Annotated in this window: 14 protein-coding genes; 2 read left to right on the forward strand and 12 right to left on the reverse strand. The window is 31.2% G+C overall.

Going from position 1 to position 17,737, the window contains the following annotated elements:
* Window positions 1–4 precede the first annotated feature (4 nt).
* From V5E38_RS11285 to V5E38_RS11315, 7 genes are all read right to left on the reverse strand, one after another.
* On the reverse strand, window positions 5–394 hold the full coding sequence (locus tag V5E38_RS11285; protein WP_499213361.1) for a single-stranded DNA-binding protein: 390 nt from the start codon (window positions 392–394) through the stop codon (window positions 5–7).
* 164 nt (window positions 395–558) lie between these two features.
* The gene (locus V5E38_RS11290; protein ID WP_499213362.1) at window positions 559–2,448 is read right to left on the reverse strand and encodes an ABC-F family ATP-binding cassette domain-containing protein; all 1,890 of its coding nucleotides are present in this window, start codon (window positions 2,446–2,448) and stop codon (window positions 559–561) included.
* Window positions 2,445–3,092, reverse strand: a complete 648-nt coding sequence (locus V5E38_RS11295; RefSeq protein WP_499213363.1) for an HD domain-containing protein — start codon at window positions 3,090–3,092, stop codon at window positions 2,445–2,447. The genes V5E38_RS11290 and V5E38_RS11295 overlap by 4 nt, the downstream gene beginning before the upstream one ends.
* 168 nt (window positions 3,093–3,260) lie before the next feature.
* A complete protein-coding gene (gene galE, locus V5E38_RS11300; RefSeq protein WP_499213364.1) occupies window positions 3,261–4,271 on the reverse strand; it encodes an NAD-dependent epimerase/dehydratase family protein in 1,011 nt (336 codons plus the stop codon).
* A 5-nt stretch (window positions 4,272–4,276) separates the two neighbouring features.
* On the reverse strand, window positions 4,277–4,714 hold the full coding sequence (locus tag V5E38_RS11305; protein ID WP_499213365.1) for a GtrA family protein: 438 nt from the start codon (window positions 4,712–4,714) through the stop codon (window positions 4,277–4,279).
* The gene (locus V5E38_RS11310; protein WP_499213366.1) at window positions 4,711–5,694 is read right to left on the reverse strand and encodes a glycosyltransferase family 2 protein; all 984 of its coding nucleotides are present in this window, start codon (window positions 5,692–5,694) and stop codon (window positions 4,711–4,713) included. Before V5E38_RS11310 ends, V5E38_RS11305 begins: the two co-directional genes overlap by 4 nt.
* A 25-nt stretch (window positions 5,695–5,719) precedes the next feature.
* Window positions 5,720–7,405: a DUF6044 family protein gene (locus V5E38_RS11315; RefSeq protein ID WP_499213367.1), complete on the reverse strand. Its 1,686-nt coding sequence runs from the start codon at window positions 7,403–7,405 to the stop codon at window positions 5,720–5,722.
* Between the two features lie 290 nt (window positions 7,406–7,695).
* On the opposite strand from V5E38_RS11315, the gene V5E38_RS11320 reads away from it, so the two are divergent.
* Window positions 7,696–9,924 carry an alpha-galactosidase gene (locus tag V5E38_RS11320; RefSeq protein WP_499213368.1) on the forward strand — a complete coding sequence of 743 codons (2,229 nt, stop codon included), beginning with the start codon at window positions 7,696–7,698 and terminating at the stop codon, window positions 9,922–9,924.
* Between the two features lie 160 nt (window positions 9,925–10,084).
* On the opposite strand, the gene V5E38_RS11325 is transcribed toward V5E38_RS11320, so the two are convergent.
* Window positions 10,085–10,567, reverse strand: coding sequence for a glutathione peroxidase (locus V5E38_RS11325; RefSeq protein WP_335481508.1), 483 nt, complete (start codon window positions 10,565–10,567; stop codon window positions 10,085–10,087).
* Between the two features lie 167 nt (window positions 10,568–10,734).
* Between V5E38_RS11325 and V5E38_RS11330 the strand changes: the two genes are divergently transcribed.
* A complete protein-coding gene (locus V5E38_RS11330) occupies window positions 10,735–11,679 on the forward strand; it encodes an MBL fold metallo-hydrolase (protein WP_499213369.1) in 945 nt (314 codons plus the stop codon).
* 38 nt (window positions 11,680–11,717) lie between these two features.
* Here the strand turns inward: V5E38_RS11330 and V5E38_RS11335 are convergent, their stop codons facing one another.
* From V5E38_RS11335 to V5E38_RS11350, 4 genes are all read right to left on the reverse strand, one after another.
* Window positions 11,718–12,950 carry a DEAD/DEAH box helicase gene (locus V5E38_RS11335; RefSeq protein ID WP_499213370.1) on the reverse strand — a complete coding sequence of 411 codons (1,233 nt, stop codon included), beginning with the start codon at window positions 12,948–12,950 and terminating at the stop codon, window positions 11,718–11,720.
* Window positions 12,951–13,478 (reverse strand): hypothetical protein, encoded by a 528-nt coding sequence (locus tag V5E38_RS11340; protein WP_499213371.1) that lies wholly within the window; start codon window positions 13,476–13,478, stop codon window positions 12,951–12,953.
* A 123-nt stretch (window positions 13,479–13,601) separates the two neighbouring features.
* Window positions 13,602–15,473, reverse strand: coding sequence for an ABC transporter ATP-binding protein (locus V5E38_RS11345; RefSeq protein WP_499213372.1), 1,872 nt, complete (start codon window positions 15,471–15,473; stop codon window positions 13,602–13,604).
* Window positions 15,470–17,704 (reverse strand): ABC transporter ATP-binding protein, encoded by a 2,235-nt coding sequence (locus V5E38_RS11350; RefSeq protein WP_499213373.1) that lies wholly within the window; start codon window positions 17,702–17,704, stop codon window positions 15,470–15,472. Before V5E38_RS11350 ends, V5E38_RS11345 begins: the two co-directional genes overlap by 4 nt.
* Between the last annotated feature and the right edge of the window lie 33 nt (window positions 17,705–17,737).

The raw sequence follows: 17,737 nt of genomic DNA on the forward strand, positions 1-17,737 counted from the left end.
CTCACTATTGTAACGCCTTAACGAATTCTTCAAAGTCATTTGTTCTAGATTCGATTGCGTTGTGAGTTAACTCTTCAGATTGACGAGTAAAAAGGTGAAATTTCTCAACTATTATTTCCGTCACATATATAGGTTTTTCTGATTCTTTTACATAACTTGAAGTTTTTATAACTCCTTCAATAGAAACCTCCATCCCTTTTTTTGCTTTTTTAGTAGCATATTCAGCAATGGGACCCCATAATTTTACTGAAACATAATTCGTTCTCGTTTTTTTCAGATAATCTGAATAAACATTCGTAGCAATATTAATAAAAGTTGTTTTCCTTCCATTTGGTGTAGTTTGTAAAATTGGCTCTTTCGTTAATCTTCCTACTAATACAACATTGTTTATCATTATTACCATCTCCTTTATTATTTTCTACAATACAAAATTATTGTAAGTTCGTAAAAAAAGGAAAATGGTATTTTAAATAAACTTTTATATTTAAAAACTCATTATGAGATAAAAAAACTTGAGTAGTAATATGACATCATAATCCAAAACTCAAAATTAATACTTTACTTTAAACTTTCTACTAAATCACTTAAAACTGACCAGCGCTCCATTTTCTGTTCTAGTTGAGCTTCTTTTTCCTCAATATCTTTCGAAAGTTTATAAGCTTCATCAAAATTAGAGCCCACACCTTGTAATTTTTCATTTAATTGCTCAATCTCATTTTCTAGTTTTTCGATATCAGACTCAATACTATCCCATTCTTTTTGTTCTTGATAAGTTAATCGCTTTTTCTTTTGCTCTTTTTGATAAACTGGTTTTTCAATTGTTTCTTTTACAGCTTCAACTTCACGTTTTTCGTTCGATTGTCGTTCTAAATAATCCGTATAGCTTTCTAATGTAGATGAAATTTTCCCTTCACCTTCGAAAATTAATAATTTATTTGTAACTTTATCTAAGAAATAGCGATCATGTGATACGGTAACTACTACTCCACTAAAATTCTCAATATAGTCTTCTAAAACCGTTAATGTATCAATATCTAAATCGTTTGTTGGCTCATCAAGTAATAATAAATTCGGGGCAGTCATTAAAAGTCTTAATAAATATAGTCTTCTTTTTTCGCCACCTGAAAGTTTTCCCAATTGTACTCCGTGCGATTGAGTAGGAAATAAGAATGTTTCCAGCATTTGTGAAGCTGAAATTGTTTTTCCATCTGGTGTATGAATGACTTCTGCTTCTTCCTTAATATAATCAATCATTCTCATAGTTGGATTCACATTTTCTTGTATTTGAGTATAGTATGCTACTTTTACTGTTTGCCCAATTTCAATTTCACCAGAATCAACTTTTTCTTCTCCAACAAGCATTTTCAATACAGTTGTCTTACCCGCACCGTTTTCACCAATTATTCCAATTCGATCAGTTTGAAGTAAAAGTAAGTTGAAATTATCTAATATCTTTTTCTCGTCAAAAGACTTATTAACATTTATAAACTCAACAACTTTTTTACCTAAACGAGTTTGTTGAAAGTTCATCTCTAATTCCACTTTTTCTTGATTGTTGAGTTTACCCGAAAGGTCATCAAATCGTTGAATTCGAGCTTTTTGCTTAGTTGTTCGAGCTTTTGCCCCTCTACGCATCCAAGCTAATTCTCTTCTAAATAAATTGTTTCTTTTTTCATTAGTAGATGCCTCTTGCTCTTCTCGAGCAGCTCTTTGCTCAATATAATACTGATAGTTTCCTTCATAACGATAGATATTACTATTTGAAAGCTCTAATAGTGCTGTAGTAACTTCATCTAAAAAATATCGATCATGAGTTACAAATAATACTGCGTTTTGTAGTCTTTTTATGTATTCTTGTAAAAAAACAATACATTCATAGTCCAAATGGTTCGTAGGCTCATCTAGAATTAATAAATCACATGGATGTATTAATGCTTTTGCTAAGGCTACTCTTTTCTTCTGACCACCTGAAAGAAATGAAACATCTAAATTTAAATTTGATAAACCTAATTTCGATAAAATCGTCTTTGCATTTGCTTCTAAATCCCAACCATTTAATGAATCCATATCAGCTTGTAATTTTAGTAATTCATTTTGTAATCCTTGATTAGATGGATCTTCTCCAAGTGCTTGTAAAGTTTTTTCATATGATTTTACTAAAACCATTACTTTGTCATCACTCTCAAATACTGCTTCAAGAATCGTTTGTTTTTTATCAAAGTCTTCATGTTGAGGCAAATAACTTATTACATAATCCTTTGGAGTCGTAATTTTTCCATCATCAGCTGACTCGACACCTGCAATAATTTTTAATAAACTCGATTTACCAGTTCCATTAATACCTAATAATCCAATTTTCTGTCCTTCGCTTACGGTAAATGAAATTTTATCGAATAAAGTTTTTTCCCCATAAGTTTTAATTAAATTCTCAACACTTAAAATCTTCATATTTTAAAATTCCACTCTTTCATAAATTCATCGATGAATTTTTCTACAAATAAATGTCTTTCTTCTGCCATTTCTAATGCTGTTTTTGTATTCATTAAGTCTTTTAGTTTTAATATTTTTTCATAGAAGTGATGTAGCGAAGAACTTTTGTCACTTCTATATTCTTCGATCGTCATGTTATCTCTTATTTCAAACTCTGGGTTAAACATACTACGACCTTTTTTACCTCCGTACGCAAACGTTCTAGCAACACCAATTGCGCCAATTGCATCCAAACGATCAGCATCTTGTACAATTTTACCTTCTAAAGAGGTTGGAACAACCCCATTGCCTCCTTTATAGGAGATATTTTCAATGATGTACAAGATTGCTTTTACGACTTCATTACTATTTAATAATTCATTTAGAATTGATTCTAATTGTATTTTTTGAGCTTCAAGATCATCATGTAATTTATCATCTATTACATCGTGAACTAATGCAGCACATTCTACGATGAATTGATTTGCATTTTCTTTTTTAGCAATATGTACAGCTAAGTTTCTAACACGGTCAATATGATGCCAGTCATGCCCAGAACTATCACCTTGATGAAGATTTCGAACATAATTTTCTAATTGTAATATGATTTCCTGCTGATTCATACTCGTACCTCCATAAATCGACTAGTGATATTATATCATTTTTCTATCTCCGAAAAACATTAATAGGCTAAGTGGGATTTAAATTTACGAAAAAACCTTCACTTAGAGTGAAGGTTTTTAGTGTGTAGATAAATTCTACAAAAATATGATTTTATTTTAAATTAGAATCTAATTATATTGAGTAGTATATTTTTTCTTAAATCCATTTGGATTGGTCTTATGCCAATTCCAAGCATCTTTAATGATCAAATTGATGTCTTCATTCTTTACTGTCCATCCTAATACTTTTTTAGCTTTCTCTGAAGAAGCAATTAGAATACTTGGGTCACCTTCTCTTCTAGACCTGATTTTATATGGTATTGGGTGCTTAGTTATCCGACGAACCGCTTCAACAATTTGTAATACTGAATATCCCTTATTATTTCCAAGGTTAAAAATATCACTTTGCCCACCATTAAAAAGGTAATTAAGTGCTAGTAAATGAGCATTCACTAAATCTTCAACATGGATATAGTCTCTAATACACGTCCCGTCTGGAGTATTATAATCATCTCCAAAAATAGAAATCTCTTTCCTTTGATTTAAAGCAACCTGCAAAATCAATGGAATTAAATGAGTCTCAGGTGAGTGGTCTTCTCCAATTTCGGCTGAGCGCTTTGCTCCAGCAACATTAAAGTATCTTAGTGAAACATAATTTATACCATATGCTAAACTACTCCATTTCATCATCTTTTCCATCATTAATTTTGTTTCACCATAGGTGTTCGTTGGATTTGGAATGCAGTCTTCTGAGATAGGTACTATTTTAGGTTCACCATATACAGCAGCCGAAGATGAAAATACGATATTTTTAACATTAAATTCATTCATCACTTCTAATAGAACTTGTGTGCCAAATACATTATTGCTAAAATACTCCAACGGTTTTTCCATTGATTCACCAACTAGACTATTTGCTGCAAAATGTAACACACCATCAATCTTTTCATTTTCGAATACTGATCTTAAAAATTTCTTATCTCGAATATCCCCATTATAAAAAATGGCTTTTGAATGAATCGCTCCTTTGTTTCCTGTCTGCAAATTATCAACAATTATTACATTTACGCCATTTTCAATCAGCATGTATACTGCATGTGATCCTATATAACCAGCTCCGCCAAGTACTAAAATATTCATTATGGTCACATTCTTTCGTTTTTAAGTGGTTTTTTGGTCATATTTTTATTTTTAAAAACAAGCAATTTTTGACCAAAGTAATTTAAAATCGTATATAACCCAGAACTAATTAAAACAGCAAAGTCATTTTTATAATTTAGAGAGATAAAATTCTGTAAATTTAAAATGTAATCAATTATTTTAGCTCCGAGATTAAATGCTATAAAATAACAGGTTAAAATGACTATGATAAACAATGGAATACTTTTTTTTACAGAGCCTTGACTTTTAAATGTAAAATTTCGATTTAAAATATAACTTACACAAGCTCCTATAGAATTTCCAATAAATGTTGAAACCCAATAAGACAAACCAAATAAATGAAGTAATAAATAAATGAATGATAATCCTACAATTGTATTTGCAATTCCTACTGCAATAAAACGGATAAATGTCTTATTCATCTTTGCCCCTTATTTACTAGTTCAGAATCGCTCATTGTATATAAATCTGTTTCAATAGCGTATCTAGGTCGATTTTTTACTTCGTGATAAATCTTTCCAATATACTCACCGATCATTCCGATTCCCATTAATTGAACTCCACCTACAAACCAAATTGAAACCATTAATGACGGCCATCCACTAACCGTATTTCCTAATAAATGTTGAACTATTGCATAACCACCTGCTATCAAACTAAATATGATGGATAAAAACCCAAGCAGTGATACAAATCTAATCGGAGCTATACTAAATGATGTGATCCCATCGAACGCAAAAGATAGCATCTTTTTTAATGGGTATTTTGATTCACCTGCAAACCGTTCTTTTCGATCGTAATAAACATTAGTTGATGGAAACCCTACAAGAGGTACTAGTCCCCTTAAGAATATATTAGTTTCTTTATATTTGAATAACTCATCTAATGCCCTTTTACTCATTAATCGGAAATCAGCATGATTAGGAACTAGATTAATCCCTATTTTCCCCATGAATCGATAAAATCCAAGCGCTGTTGTACGCTTAAAAAATGTATCTGTTTCTCTACTGTCTCGTACACCATAGACAATATCAAAACCTTCTATATACTTTTCTACAAAATTACGTATTACATTTATATCATCTTGTAAATCCGCATCGATTGAAACTACACAATCGGATTGTTTATTAGCAATTTCAAGCCCAGCAATAAGTGCGTTTTGATGCCCTACATTTTTAGCAAGCTTTAATCCTTTCACAAATAAATTATCGTTACTTTCTTTTTCTATTAGTTCCCATGTTCGATCCTTACTTCCATCATCTACAAATAGAATTTTGCTATCATCTGAAATAAGAGAATCATAAATTAATTCTTCAATTAAGTAAGTAAGTTGATAGGCTGTTTCTTCAAAAACTTCCTGTTCATTGTAACAAGGTACAACAATTGTTAGTAAAGGTATCATGTATAATCACGTCCTTATAAAGTGGTTATTTTACTTCGTATAGATAGATGCGCCATGCTGAATGATCATCATTAAACGTCTTCATCAATCTAAGTCCATTACTATTAGCATTTTCTATTGGGACAGCCGCAAAAATATATTCCCCACCCAACTTTTTAAATTCGTTAATATTTAGTTGTAAATGATGGATTTTTACGTTTGAGTCCTTTTTAAATTCATAATTTTTACCTAATTCAGCTACAAATAAATAGCATCTCCCCCCCCAATGATCGAAGTAATTTTCAAGCAAGGGGCTTTTTTCAAGTTCAGGTGCTATTATTTTTCTAAATTGGTGCTTATACTTTAACGAATAAAAATTATTATACGTATCGAGCGTGTAAAAACCGTTATACTGAGCAATTGCAGGGTGAATGCCTATACTTGCAACCCGATAACTATTTTTAGGTTTTCCAATATATTTTGAGATTTCATTAAATTGATTTACAGCATAAAATTGTTTAAATGATGGTTTCCCTGCTACACGATACACAATTTCATCATTAGCACAAAACATCACAATTACTTGAACTACTAAACAAATTTTCACAAACTTTTGCCAACCTATTCCCTTTAACCAAAGAAGATAGGCTCCAACAGCAAACATTAAATAGATTATTAAAGGTCTTAAAAAATGAAATCTTGCAAAATTAAATGTATTTAAAAGCTGAAATTGTTCTTTTACTGGCTTCCATCCTTTATAAAACCAAAAGGCGTACCAAACGGATAATAAAAAATTAAGAATGAATAAGTATAGAAACCTTTTTTCAATAATTCCTCTTTTTTTATTTCTTAAAGTCCAGAATACAATAAAAGATAAAGGTACAATGACTAGAGTGTGAAGTGTCAGCACATGGGTATGGCCTAAAAAATAATTCTTAAACACTAATCGAATCGTATGCCAAAAACCCAATGTAGAGCTTAAAAACTCATTTCTACTTGTTGGTTCAGATGGAATGACTAGTGAGAATACTAACCGATATTCTATTGCTAAATACATTAAAGTCATTAATAAAATACTTAAAAAGAACACTAGATTGATTTTCTTCTTTACAAATACATCCCTTAACCATAGCAATCCCATAAATACTAAAAAGAAAAAGAATCCTAATACAAAACTAGAATAGAAAGGTAATAAAATAAGGGTAATCCATTCTTTCCAAGAATATTTCCCAATCCTTATATTTAGAAACGCCCAAAGTGCTAGTGGCATCCCCAATGTACTTAGCATTCCAGACGGCCAAAATGGCGTTAGTGCAAATGCAAGCGAGACCCATACTCTAATAAGGTAATTTTCCTTTGATGTTATAAAATGCTTTTTTAACAAGATATACATCCCAAAAAACGCGAAAAATCTAGTAATTGTCTGCCCTATGGAATAAGCTAGCATTGGCGAAAAGAGATTATTTAGCCACTGTATACCACTAAATTCAGTTCCATAAGCATTTCTTGGCAATCCATTTATGATCTGTGGGATTGTGGAATTTAATTTACCAAATAATTGCCCTGAATTTCTAAGTGTTTTATACCATGCAATATTTGAATCTAAATTATCATGTACTCTAATATGAGCATTTTCTCCTAATATGAAAAGTGGAGAAACATAAATGATCATTAAGATTGTTGAAATCATTAAATGTTTATTTTCCTGACTTAGTTTCTTAAATAGTTTCATATTTCTTACACCACTTTGTTATATATTGTTTTTTGATTACTGATTAATATTTCCCTCACTTTATCTTTTTAGTTTTATTTTCTATCTCTTTCTCACATCTATTAATATTAAAATTCTTTTCTGAAAATCAGATGAAAATTTGACTAAAATTTCATTTGAATTTTCCCTATTATTTTCAATAAGTAAAAAATATTAATTTTATAATGTGCATAAAAATTTGATTAGGCTAATTTCTTTAATAGTATAAAAAGTTTTTAGATGTAATTAAATCATGTACTAGAGGTGCAATCATGCTGATTTTTGTGGATGACGAACAAAAAAAGTTTCATCTAACAAACGGAAAAATTAGTTATGTATTTTATGTCATGAAAAATGGTCATCTTGGGTCTTTGTATTTTGGAAAAGCGATTGACATTCATTCAAATTTCACTCATATCCAAAATGACAATTCTACTACAACATATACTTCTTATTATTATGCTGATCGATCAATTAGTCTTGAAACGATCAGACAGGAATATCCTGTCTATGGTACTTCTGACTATCGTGAACCGGCATTAAGTATTCGTCAGTTAAACGGTAGCCATATTACTAACTTTATCTATAAAGATTATACAATTACAAAAGGGAAACCCATTTTACAAGGATTACCTGCCACTTATACTGAATATGAAGAAGACGCAGAAACAATTCAGATTGTTCTAGAGGACTCAACACTTAATGCTGAATTAGTCTTATGCTATACAATTTTTAAAGATTTATCTGTTATTACTAGAAGTGCTTATATTTGTAACCACAGTTCGGAACCTTTTTATTTAGAACGTTTTATGAGTACATCTATTGATTTTCCTGACCATGATTTCATGATGATTCAGCTAAGTGGTGCATGGTCTAGAGAGAGACATATAAAGGAACGTCAGTTAGTAATGGGTACACAAGGAATCTCGAGTTTACGAGGTTCAAGTTCACATCAACATAACCCATTTCTTGCCTTTAGAAGAAAAGAGACTACAGAAAATCATGGTGAAGTTTTTGGTTTTAATTTAGTTTATAGCTCAAATTTTATTGCTCAAGCTGAAGTTGATCATTACGATATGACTCGAATTACAATGGGAATACATCCGTTTCGTTTTACTTGGAAATTATCAGAAAATGAACACTTTCAATCCCCTGAAATAGTGATGGTGTATTCTGATCAAGGTATGAACGGAATGAGTCAAACTTATCACGATTTATATCGAAACAACCTAATTCGTGGTGATTGGAAAAATAATGAACGCCCTATCTTAATAAACAATTGGGAAGCCACTTATTTCAACTTTAATGAAGAATCCTTACTTCAAATCGCAAGAGAAGCAAAAAATCTTGGGATTGAACTATTTGTATTAGATGATGGATGGTTTGGTAAAAGAAATAATGCTACTAGCTCACTAGGCGATTGGTATTCAAATACTGAAAAATTCCCTAAAGGAATAGATCGTTTTGCCTATAAAATTAAAGAGTTAGGTTTAAAATTTGGTCTTTGGTTTGAGCCTGAAATGGTAAGTCAAAATAGTAATTTATTTAAAAATCATCCTGATTGGATTATTCATACACCTAATCGGCTAGTTTCTTTAGGAAGACATCAATTAGTATTAGATTTCTCGAGAAAGGATGTTGTCGATCACATTTATAAAAAAATGGCAGATGTTATAAAAAATACAAATTTAGACTATATAAAATGGGATATGAATCGAAATATAACTGAGGCTTATTCAAAGAAGTTAGCTAATGATCAGCAAGATGAATTTTTTCATCGATATATTTTAGGTGTGTATGAATTATATGAACGACTAGTAAGTGAATTTCCAAATGTGTTATTTGAATCATGTGCTGGTGGTGGTGGTCGATTTGATCCTGGTTTATTGTTTTATGCACCCCAAGCATGGGCTAGTGATAATACAGATCCAATTGAACGATTAAAAATTCAATACGGTACCTCACTACCATACCCAATTTCTAGCATCGGATCACATGTATCAGCATCACCTAATCATCAAACATTTCGTAATACCCCATTATCAATTAGAGCCAATGTCGCTTTCTTTGGAACATTTGGTTATGAATTAAATCCTTTAATACTTACTGAAAAAGAAAAATCAGAAATTAAATCGCAAATACAATTTTTCAAACAGCACCGATCATTAATGATGAAAGGAGATTTTTATCGGTTACTTGATCCTTTTAAGGAAAACGAAGTAGCTTGGATGGTAATAAGTAAAAACAAAAATGAAGCCATTATAGGTTGGTACAAAATATTAGCAAGCCCAAATCCAAGGAAGTTCCAGACTTTAAAACTGACAGGTTTAAATCCAAATAAGAAATATTTACTAAACACTACGAATCACACTTTTTATGGAAACGAATTAATGGAAAATGGAATCCCATTACCACTCGAATTTAATGGCTCCAATAAAAAAATTGCAAAACGAGCAGGTGATTTTCAATCTTGCATCTTTCATCTGGTTTGTCCTGATTAAATGTACAAAACTCGTCCTTAATGTCCTATGACGATGTTCGAAAAAGTAGAAGTATAGACCAATCAAAACGCTTGTCTTTTCGTGCAGCAAATCTTGCAATTGTGTGATAAAAACAAGCGTTTTAAATGGTCTTTAAACCATTCAACATTAATGAAGGTTCTTAAGCTTTCAATAATTTCTCAATGGTCGATTTCATCTCTTGAGGATTTGTTTGAGGAGCAAATCGTTCAATGACTTTACCATTTTTATCAATAATAAATTTAGTAAAATTCCATTTTATTGATTTTAACCCCATAATGCCAGGAGCTTCTGAGCTTAAATATTTAAATAGTGGATCTGCTTTATCACCATTTACATCAATTTTTCCGAAAACAGGGAAGGTTACACCAAAATTCAATTCACAAAAACTTTGAATTTCTTCATTTGAACCTGGTTCCTGATTCATAAATTGATTACATGGAAAACCAAGAATTACTAATCCTTCTTCTTTATATTCTTCATATAATGCTTGTAAATCTTTATATTGAGGAGTATATCCACATGCACTTGCAGTATTTACAACGATTATCACTTTATCTTTATATTTTGAAAGAGATACATCTTCGCCCTTGCTATCTTTTACTTCAAAATCATAAATACTCATTTCACATTCCTCCTACTTCCTTATAATGTTAATAGTAATTATTTTCCATCAAAAAGTCTATTCTAATTACTATTTTTTGAAAAAAACCTTCAAACCTATTAGTATTTAAATTATAGTTTAATTAAACTAATTTCTTCACCTTTTAACTAAAGAATGGAGGTAAGAGTATGCAAGATTTAGGCTTTAATACATATTTAATTGATTTATATGATTTATCGTTTCAGGAACGAACGGGTAGTTATATTATTTTAGATGAAGATATTACAATCATTGAAACAAGTGCTAGCCCTTCCCACGAGTATTTATTACAAGGTTTAAAAGAGTTACAAATTTCATTAGACAGAATTAAAAATGTTATCGTAACACATATTCATTTAGATCATTCAGGTGGCGCTGGCTTATTAATGGAAAAATGTCCTAATGCAACTCTATTTGTCCATCCAAAGGGAGCTAGGCATATAGAGGATCCTACAAAATTAATTGCGAGTGCAAAACAAGTTTATGGTGATGATTTTGATCGATTATTTAATCCAATTCTTCCAATTGACTCTACTAAAATTTATCAGGTAGCCGATGGTGAGGAGCTTATTATTGGTAAAAATCGTAAACTAACATTTTTACATACGCCAGGTCATGCTAATCATCATATTTCAATTTTCGATTCTTCTAGTAAATTTATGTATACAGGAGATACATTAGGCATTTATTATCCACAGCTTCAAAAGGAAATAGGTACGTTTATTTTACCATCGACATCGCCTAATCAATTTTCATACGAAGCAACACTAAGTTCATCTGGAAAAATTCAAGAGTATCATCCTGATGCTATTTGCTACGGTCATTATGGATTAACTAGAGATACAAATTTCGTATATGAGTCTTTAAAGCTATATTTAGATCGTTTTATGAAACTAACTGCTTCCACGATTGAAGAAAATAAAGAAAAACCTTTTTATGAGAAAAGCAGGATTTTGTCAGCAGCATTATATAATGAAGTAAAGCAAGATCTACAAAATAAGAATATAGATGAGAGTCACCCAGTTTTCCAGATTATAAAGTTAGATTTGAAAGTTTCAGCTATGGGATTAGTACTGGCTATGGATCAAGTTTAATTAAATAAAAAACTTCAGCCATTTGGCTGAAGTTTTTATTATTTTTTAATTTTTTTCATTGGTTTATTTTTACTTGAAACAGGTTTTTTATTTTGATTTGAAACTGGTTTCGTTCTTTTTTCTTTTATTTGATTTTCATTCGGTTGTCTTTCTTTCATTTCGACTTTTTGTATTTCACCGTGTGAAACCGTTAAATGTTCAAAAAACAATTTTTGCGTTCCTCTTAAGCTAAATAAGTTCTTTTTCTCTCGAGGTGTTACTAAGTTTATGACAGTACCTTGTTTACCCATTCTTCCTACACGGCCACTTCGATGAGTATATTGTTCAACTTTTTCTGGTACATCAAGTGTTATGACATAAGGTAACTCTTGTAAATCGATTCCTCGTGCTGCTACATCAGTTGAAAATAGTAAAGTCGTTTTACCGATTTGAAGATCTTTTAAAACTCGACTTCTTTCCATTTTCCCTAGTTTTGAATGCAGTACCGCTGTTTTAATTCCTCTAAAATTTAATTTAGAAGCGTATCCTTCAAGTTTAAATGGATCATTACTAAATACGATTGCTTTCATATTTTGAACAGATGCAATTCTTCTAAGTAATTCTAGCTTCTCTCTTTCTTCACAAGGAATAAAACCATGAATTATATTTCCTTCCAAGCTTTGTTCAATCGAAATTTCTTTTAGATTTGAACTTGTTTCCTTGGCAAATTGCATTGCCCCAGGTGTAATTGTTGCAGATAAAAATACTAGTTGGCGATCTTTCATCGTTGCTTTGACAATTTGCGGTAAATCTTTTTGATCATCTGTTTTTAATAATTCATCTACTTCATCAAAAACAATTGCCTTAACACAATGCATTTTTAATTTTTTCTGTTTGATTAATTGTGAAATTCGCCCCGGTGAACCAACGATAATTTTAGGCTTTTGTTTTAATTTTTCAATCTGACGTTTTATATCAGCTCCACCAACAATTGAAGCCACTTTTATATTTGTATTTTGTGTATAGTCTTGAACAACCTGAAAAATTTGCATTACAAGTTCACGAGTTGGAGCCATGATCATAATTTGAGGATTTTCTTCCATTGCATCGACCTTATTAATTAAAGGTAAAACATATGCAAGAGTCTTACCAGTACCTGTCGGAGATTGCGCTATGACATCGTTCCCATCTAAAATCGCTGGGATTGCTTCCTCTTGAACTGCTGTCCATTTCGTAATATTATTTGCTTTTATTTTTAAGATTGTTTGTTCTGCTAATTGAAAATGTTCCATTTAAATCTCCTTTAATATTTGCTCATCGTACCATTGTAACATTATTTCTGTAATATGTACCAATTCTTCTATTAGATCGAAGTCATCTTCGGTCATTTTATTTTGAAATTTTATGTTTACTGACGATTCAATGATATTTTTATCTAAAATAGAGTGTTTAATGTTATAAAATGGAGTGAATTGCTCATTTGTTTTATTTTGAAATAAAAGCAGACTTCTTTGAATGATTTCAATTTCTAATGGTTTAGGAAAGGAAAATTCAATTTCAATATAACATCCTACTTCAGTATTTCCATTAATTAATTCATTATATAAATCACTAGCTGATGTGCTCATTGAAAATATGCAACTTGTTGTCTTAGTCGACTTATTTAATTTATTAAATCGAATTGAGAATAATCGATCCATTTTGGAAAGATTAACAAAGTCATTTCGATCAGTGATTTCATATTCTCCATCTAAATCTTTGTCATATAAGAGCCCTTCTAAGACAACCTTCATATTATCAAAAGCGGTCGGATCAAACATTATCTACACTCCTTTAATCAATAGATTCCTAAGTTCGCTTATTTCCTATTATGTATCATAATGAACGAACAACACAAAAAATAATCCGATAAAATCATTGATTCAATTTTATCGGATCAATTCTTATTTTACTATATCAAATTGGCTATTATAAAGATTTGCGTAGAAACCTTCTTTTTCCATTAATTCCTCATGAGTACCTTGTTCAATAATATCACCATCCTTCATACAAAGAATCAAATCTGCATTTCGAATAGTCGATAGGCGATGCGCAATCACAAAACTTGTTCTTCCCACCATTAAATTGTCCATTGCTTTTTGAATGAGTGCTTCAGTTCTTGTATCAACACTACTTGTTGCTTCATCTAAAATTAATATTTGAGGATCTGCCAAAATTGCACGAGCAATCGTGATCAGCTGCTTTTGACCTTGGGATATATTATTTACTTCTTCGTTAAGTATCATATTGTATCCATCAGGCAATGCTCGAATAAAGTGATCAGATTGAGCAGAAATAGAAGCATTTGTTACTTCGTCATCCGTTGCATTAAGTCTTCCAAAACGGATATTATCTGCAATTGTACCATTAAATAGCCAAGTATCTTGTAGATCCATTCCAAATAATGATCTAAGTTCATCCCTTTTAAAATTCTTTATGTTATGTCCACCGATTGTGATTTCCCCACTATTAACATCGTAAAACCGCATTATTAAATTTACAATTGTTGATTTACCAGCTCCCGTTGGCCCAACAATTGCAATTTTTTGGCCAGGTTTAACGACTAAATTAAAATCATGAATAATCATTTTTTCAGGTGTATAACCAAAAGCAACATGGTTAAAACAAACATCACTTGTAACTTCATGATGCTTGATTGATCGTGCGTTTGTTACTTCAGGTACTTCTTCTTTCTCTTCTAAAAATTCAAATACTCTTTCTGCAGCTGCTGCTGTTTGTTGAAGGATATTTGAAATATTAGCAATTTGTGAAATTGGCTGGGTAAATGAACGAACATACTGAATGAAAGCTTGAATTCCTCCAACTGTCATTGATCCATTTGCAGTAAAATATCCACCTAATATACAAATCGCAACATAGCCAATGTTTCCAATAAAAGCAGTGATTGGAATCATAAGTCCGGATAGAAAATTCGCTCTCCATGCCGATTTATATAACTCATCATTATATTCACTAAAAGCTCTCGTAGATTCATCTTCACCACTAAATGCTTTTACTAAAACATGATTTCCTAACATTTCTTCTACATGTCCATTTACTTTCCCTAAATATCTTTGCTGGTTAATAAAATGTTTTTGAGATTTTTTAACGATCATCATGACAAATATCATTGAAAGAGGCAATATACATAGCGCAACTAAAGTGAGTTGCCAGCTGATTGAAATCATCATGATTGTTATACCAATAATCGAGGTAATCGATGTAATGATTTGTGTTAAACTTTGGTTTAATGTTTGATTAATTGTATCCACATCATTCGTAATTCTAGAAAGAACTTCACCGTGACTAGTCTGATCAAAATAGCTTAAAGGTAATTTATGAATTTTATCATTTATATCACTTCGAAGCTTAAAAGTTACCTTCATCGTAACACCACTCATTACATAGCCTTGAAGATATGCAAAAAGTGAGCTTAATAAATATAAACCAATTAACCATAAACCAATTATACTTATTTTTCCAAAGTTAATTTTTCCACTACCACTAATTTGTTTCATGACACCGGAAAAAATTTCATCTGTCGCTTTGCCAAGAATTTTTGGCCCTAGTATAGTAAAAACAGTTGAAATAATTGCTAGTATAAAGACAATAACGATTGTCTTTTTGTGAGCTCCTAAATGACTCATTAATTTTGCCATCGAACCTTTAAAATCTTTCGCCTTTTGACCTGGCGCCATTTGGATTCGTCCAAACATTTGACCGGGCCCGCGATCACCGCCCCGATTTTGAAAAGTATTTTTATTAGAATTGCTCATGCTAATTCCTCCTTGGATAACTGCGATGAAGCAATTTCTAAGTATTCAGGGCAATTTTTCAGAAGTTCTTTATGGGTACCTTGACCTACAATCCTACCATTATCTAATACAACAATGTGCTCTGCATTCATGATCGTATTTACACGTTGGGCAATAATGATCATCGTAGTTGATTCTATATCTTCATTTAACGCTTTTCTTAACGCAAAATCAGTCTTAAAATCAAGCGCAGAGAAACTATCGTCAAAAATAAGAATTTCGGGTTTCCTTGCTAAAGCCCGAGCAATCGAAATTCTTTGTTTTTGACCACCTGAAACATTATCTCCACCTTGAGAAATTTCAGCATTAAATTTCCCTTCTTTTTGAGAGATAAATTCACTAGCCTGAGCGATTTGGGCTACTCTTTCCATTTCTTCATCAGAAATATTTTTATTTCCGTATTTTAAATTAGAGGCAATTGTCCCTGTTAGTAAAAGTCCTTTTTGAGGTACATATCCTATTTTAGTACGTAAATCCTTTTGCTTTACTTCCCTTAGGTCTACACCATCAACTAAAACTTCCCCTTTAGTAACATCATAAAAACGTAAAATTAAATTTGCAATTGTTGATTTTCCCGAGCCAGTTGGACCAATAATGGCAGTTGTTTGTCCTGGCTTTGCAACAAATGAAATATTATTTAGTACATCATTTTCAGCACCTTCATATCGGAAACAAACATTTTTAAATTCAACAAATCCTTTTTTATCTGCTTCAAAGTTTTTATGAAGCTCTGGATCGATAATTGATACATTAGTAGACAATACTTCTGAAATACGTGTAGCAGAAACAGCCGCTCTAGGGACAAGGATAAACATGATTGAAATCATTAAAAATGCTGTAATAATTTGCATTGCATATTGCATAAATGCGATCATATCGCCAACTTGCATATTAGATTTAGCAATTTGGTGGGCACCAACCCAGATGATTAATAGTGATGAACCATTCATAATTAACATCATTGAAGGCATCATTATTGTCATGATTCGATTTACAAACAAATTCGTTTTTGTTAATTCACTGTTTACCTCTTGGAATCTTGTTTTTTCATGTGAAGCATTTCCAAATGCTCTAATTACCATCAATCCCGTTAAATTTTCTCTTGAAACTAGATTTAACTTATCTATTAGCTTTTGAATTAATTTAAACTTTGGAATAGCAACTGTCATGATTACCATAATTAAAGAAAGTAGAACAATAACAGCTAATGCAATAATCCAGCTCATCGAAGCGGATTTATTAATTGCCATTATGATTCCGCCAATTCCCATAATTGGTGCATAACAAAGCATTCGGATCCCCATCATTAAAAGAGTTTGAATTTGCATTACATCATTTGTACATCTTGTAATAAGAGATGCCGTTGAAAATTTATCAAATTCATTGTTTGAAAAGCTTTCAATTTTTTTGAAAACATCTTTACGTAAATTCCTAGCGACACCAGAGGCAATTCTTGAGGATAAGAAGCTGACTAAGACTGCTGCTATTCCTCCAAGTAAAGCAATCGCAATCATAATCATTCCTATTTTAGCGATATATAAACTTCCTAGTTTATGTAAATTAACGCCTAGTTCAGTATAAAATGATTTCGTCATCATAATACCACTTTGAGTTAGTAAGGTTTTATCCGATGAAATAGCTTTATTATGCGCATTTAGTATCGCATTTTTGGGAAGTTTATCAAACATTGGTTGCAACTCATATAGTTTTGTTAAATTAATCTTATTTGAACGCGGCGTACTACTAGTTTGTGCATGAATTACTTTTCCACTAGCTTCTTCTTGGATTATATTAAATAATGTCCAAGTGGAAGCACCAAATGATTGATCAAGTTGTTTTTCTACATTCATATTCAATTTTTTCTTTACGTAAATGCTCTGATCTGCTTTTTTGTAGATACTTATGTATTTTTTTCCTTTTGAATTTTTATCATTTGCGGATTTCAACTCATAATTTTTAAATATAATTTCTTTTTCCTTATCTGTCATAAAGGTGGTCATTAGTTTCATACCTTTTTGACTAATTGCATCTGGAGCAACATGCAAAATACCATTTTGTTGAATACCATTGTTCACAATTTCGGACATATAGTTAGGTAAGTTCAAATCACACATGGCCTGACCAAATAAGAATAATATAGCTAAAATTATACTTGTACTAAATGCTTTTAAATACTTAGCTAACTTAATCAAATGAGTATCTCCCCTATTATGATGTATTTTTTT

It is taken from the genome of Rossellomorea sp. GAMAL-10_SWC, from assembly GCF_049568075.1.
Lineage (GTDB): Bacteria > Bacillota > Bacilli > Bacillales > Bacillaceae_G > Gottfriedia.

Coding starts and splice junctions, on each gene's coding strand:
- V5E38_RS11285 (WP_499213361.1), bottom strand. CDS start 394: ATGATAAACAATGTTGTATTAGTAGGAAGATTAACGAAAGAGCCAATT.
- V5E38_RS11290 (WP_499213362.1), bottom strand. CDS start 2,448: ATGAAGATTTTAAGTGTTGAGAATTTAATTAAAACTTATGGGGAAAAA.
- V5E38_RS11295 (WP_499213363.1), bottom strand. CDS start 3,092: ATGAATCAGCAGGAAATCATATTACAATTAGAAAATTATGTTCGAAAT.
- galE (WP_499213364.1), bottom strand. CDS start 4,271: ATGAATATTTTAGTACTTGGCGGAGCTGGTTATATAGGATCACATGCA.
- V5E38_RS11305 (WP_499213365.1), bottom strand. CDS start 4,714: ATGAATAAGACATTTATCCGTTTTATTGCAGTAGGAATTGCAAATACA.
- V5E38_RS11310 (WP_499213366.1), bottom strand. CDS start 5,694: ATGATACCTTTACTAACAATTGTTGTACCTTGTTACAATGAACAGGAA.
- V5E38_RS11315 (WP_499213367.1), bottom strand. CDS start 7,405: ATGAAACTATTTAAGAAACTAAGTCAGGAAAATAAACATTTAATGATT.
- V5E38_RS11320 (WP_499213368.1), top strand. CDS start 7,696: ATGCTGATTTTTGTGGATGACGAACAAAAAAAGTTTCATCTAACAAAC.
- V5E38_RS11325 (WP_335481508.1), bottom strand. CDS start 10,567: ATGAGTATTTATGATTTTGAAGTAAAAGATAGCAAGGGCGAAGATGTA.
- V5E38_RS11330 (WP_499213369.1), top strand. CDS start 10,735: ATGCAAGATTTAGGCTTTAATACATATTTAATTGATTTATATGATTTA.
- V5E38_RS11335 (WP_499213370.1), bottom strand. CDS start 12,950: ATGGAACATTTTCAATTAGCAGAACAAACAATCTTAAAAATAAAAGCA.
- V5E38_RS11340 (WP_499213371.1), bottom strand. CDS start 13,478: ATGTTTGATCCGACCGCTTTTGATAATATGAAGGTTGTCTTAGAAGGG.
- V5E38_RS11345 (WP_499213372.1), bottom strand. CDS start 15,473: ATGAGCAATTCTAATAAAAATACTTTTCAAAATCGGGGCGGTGATCGC.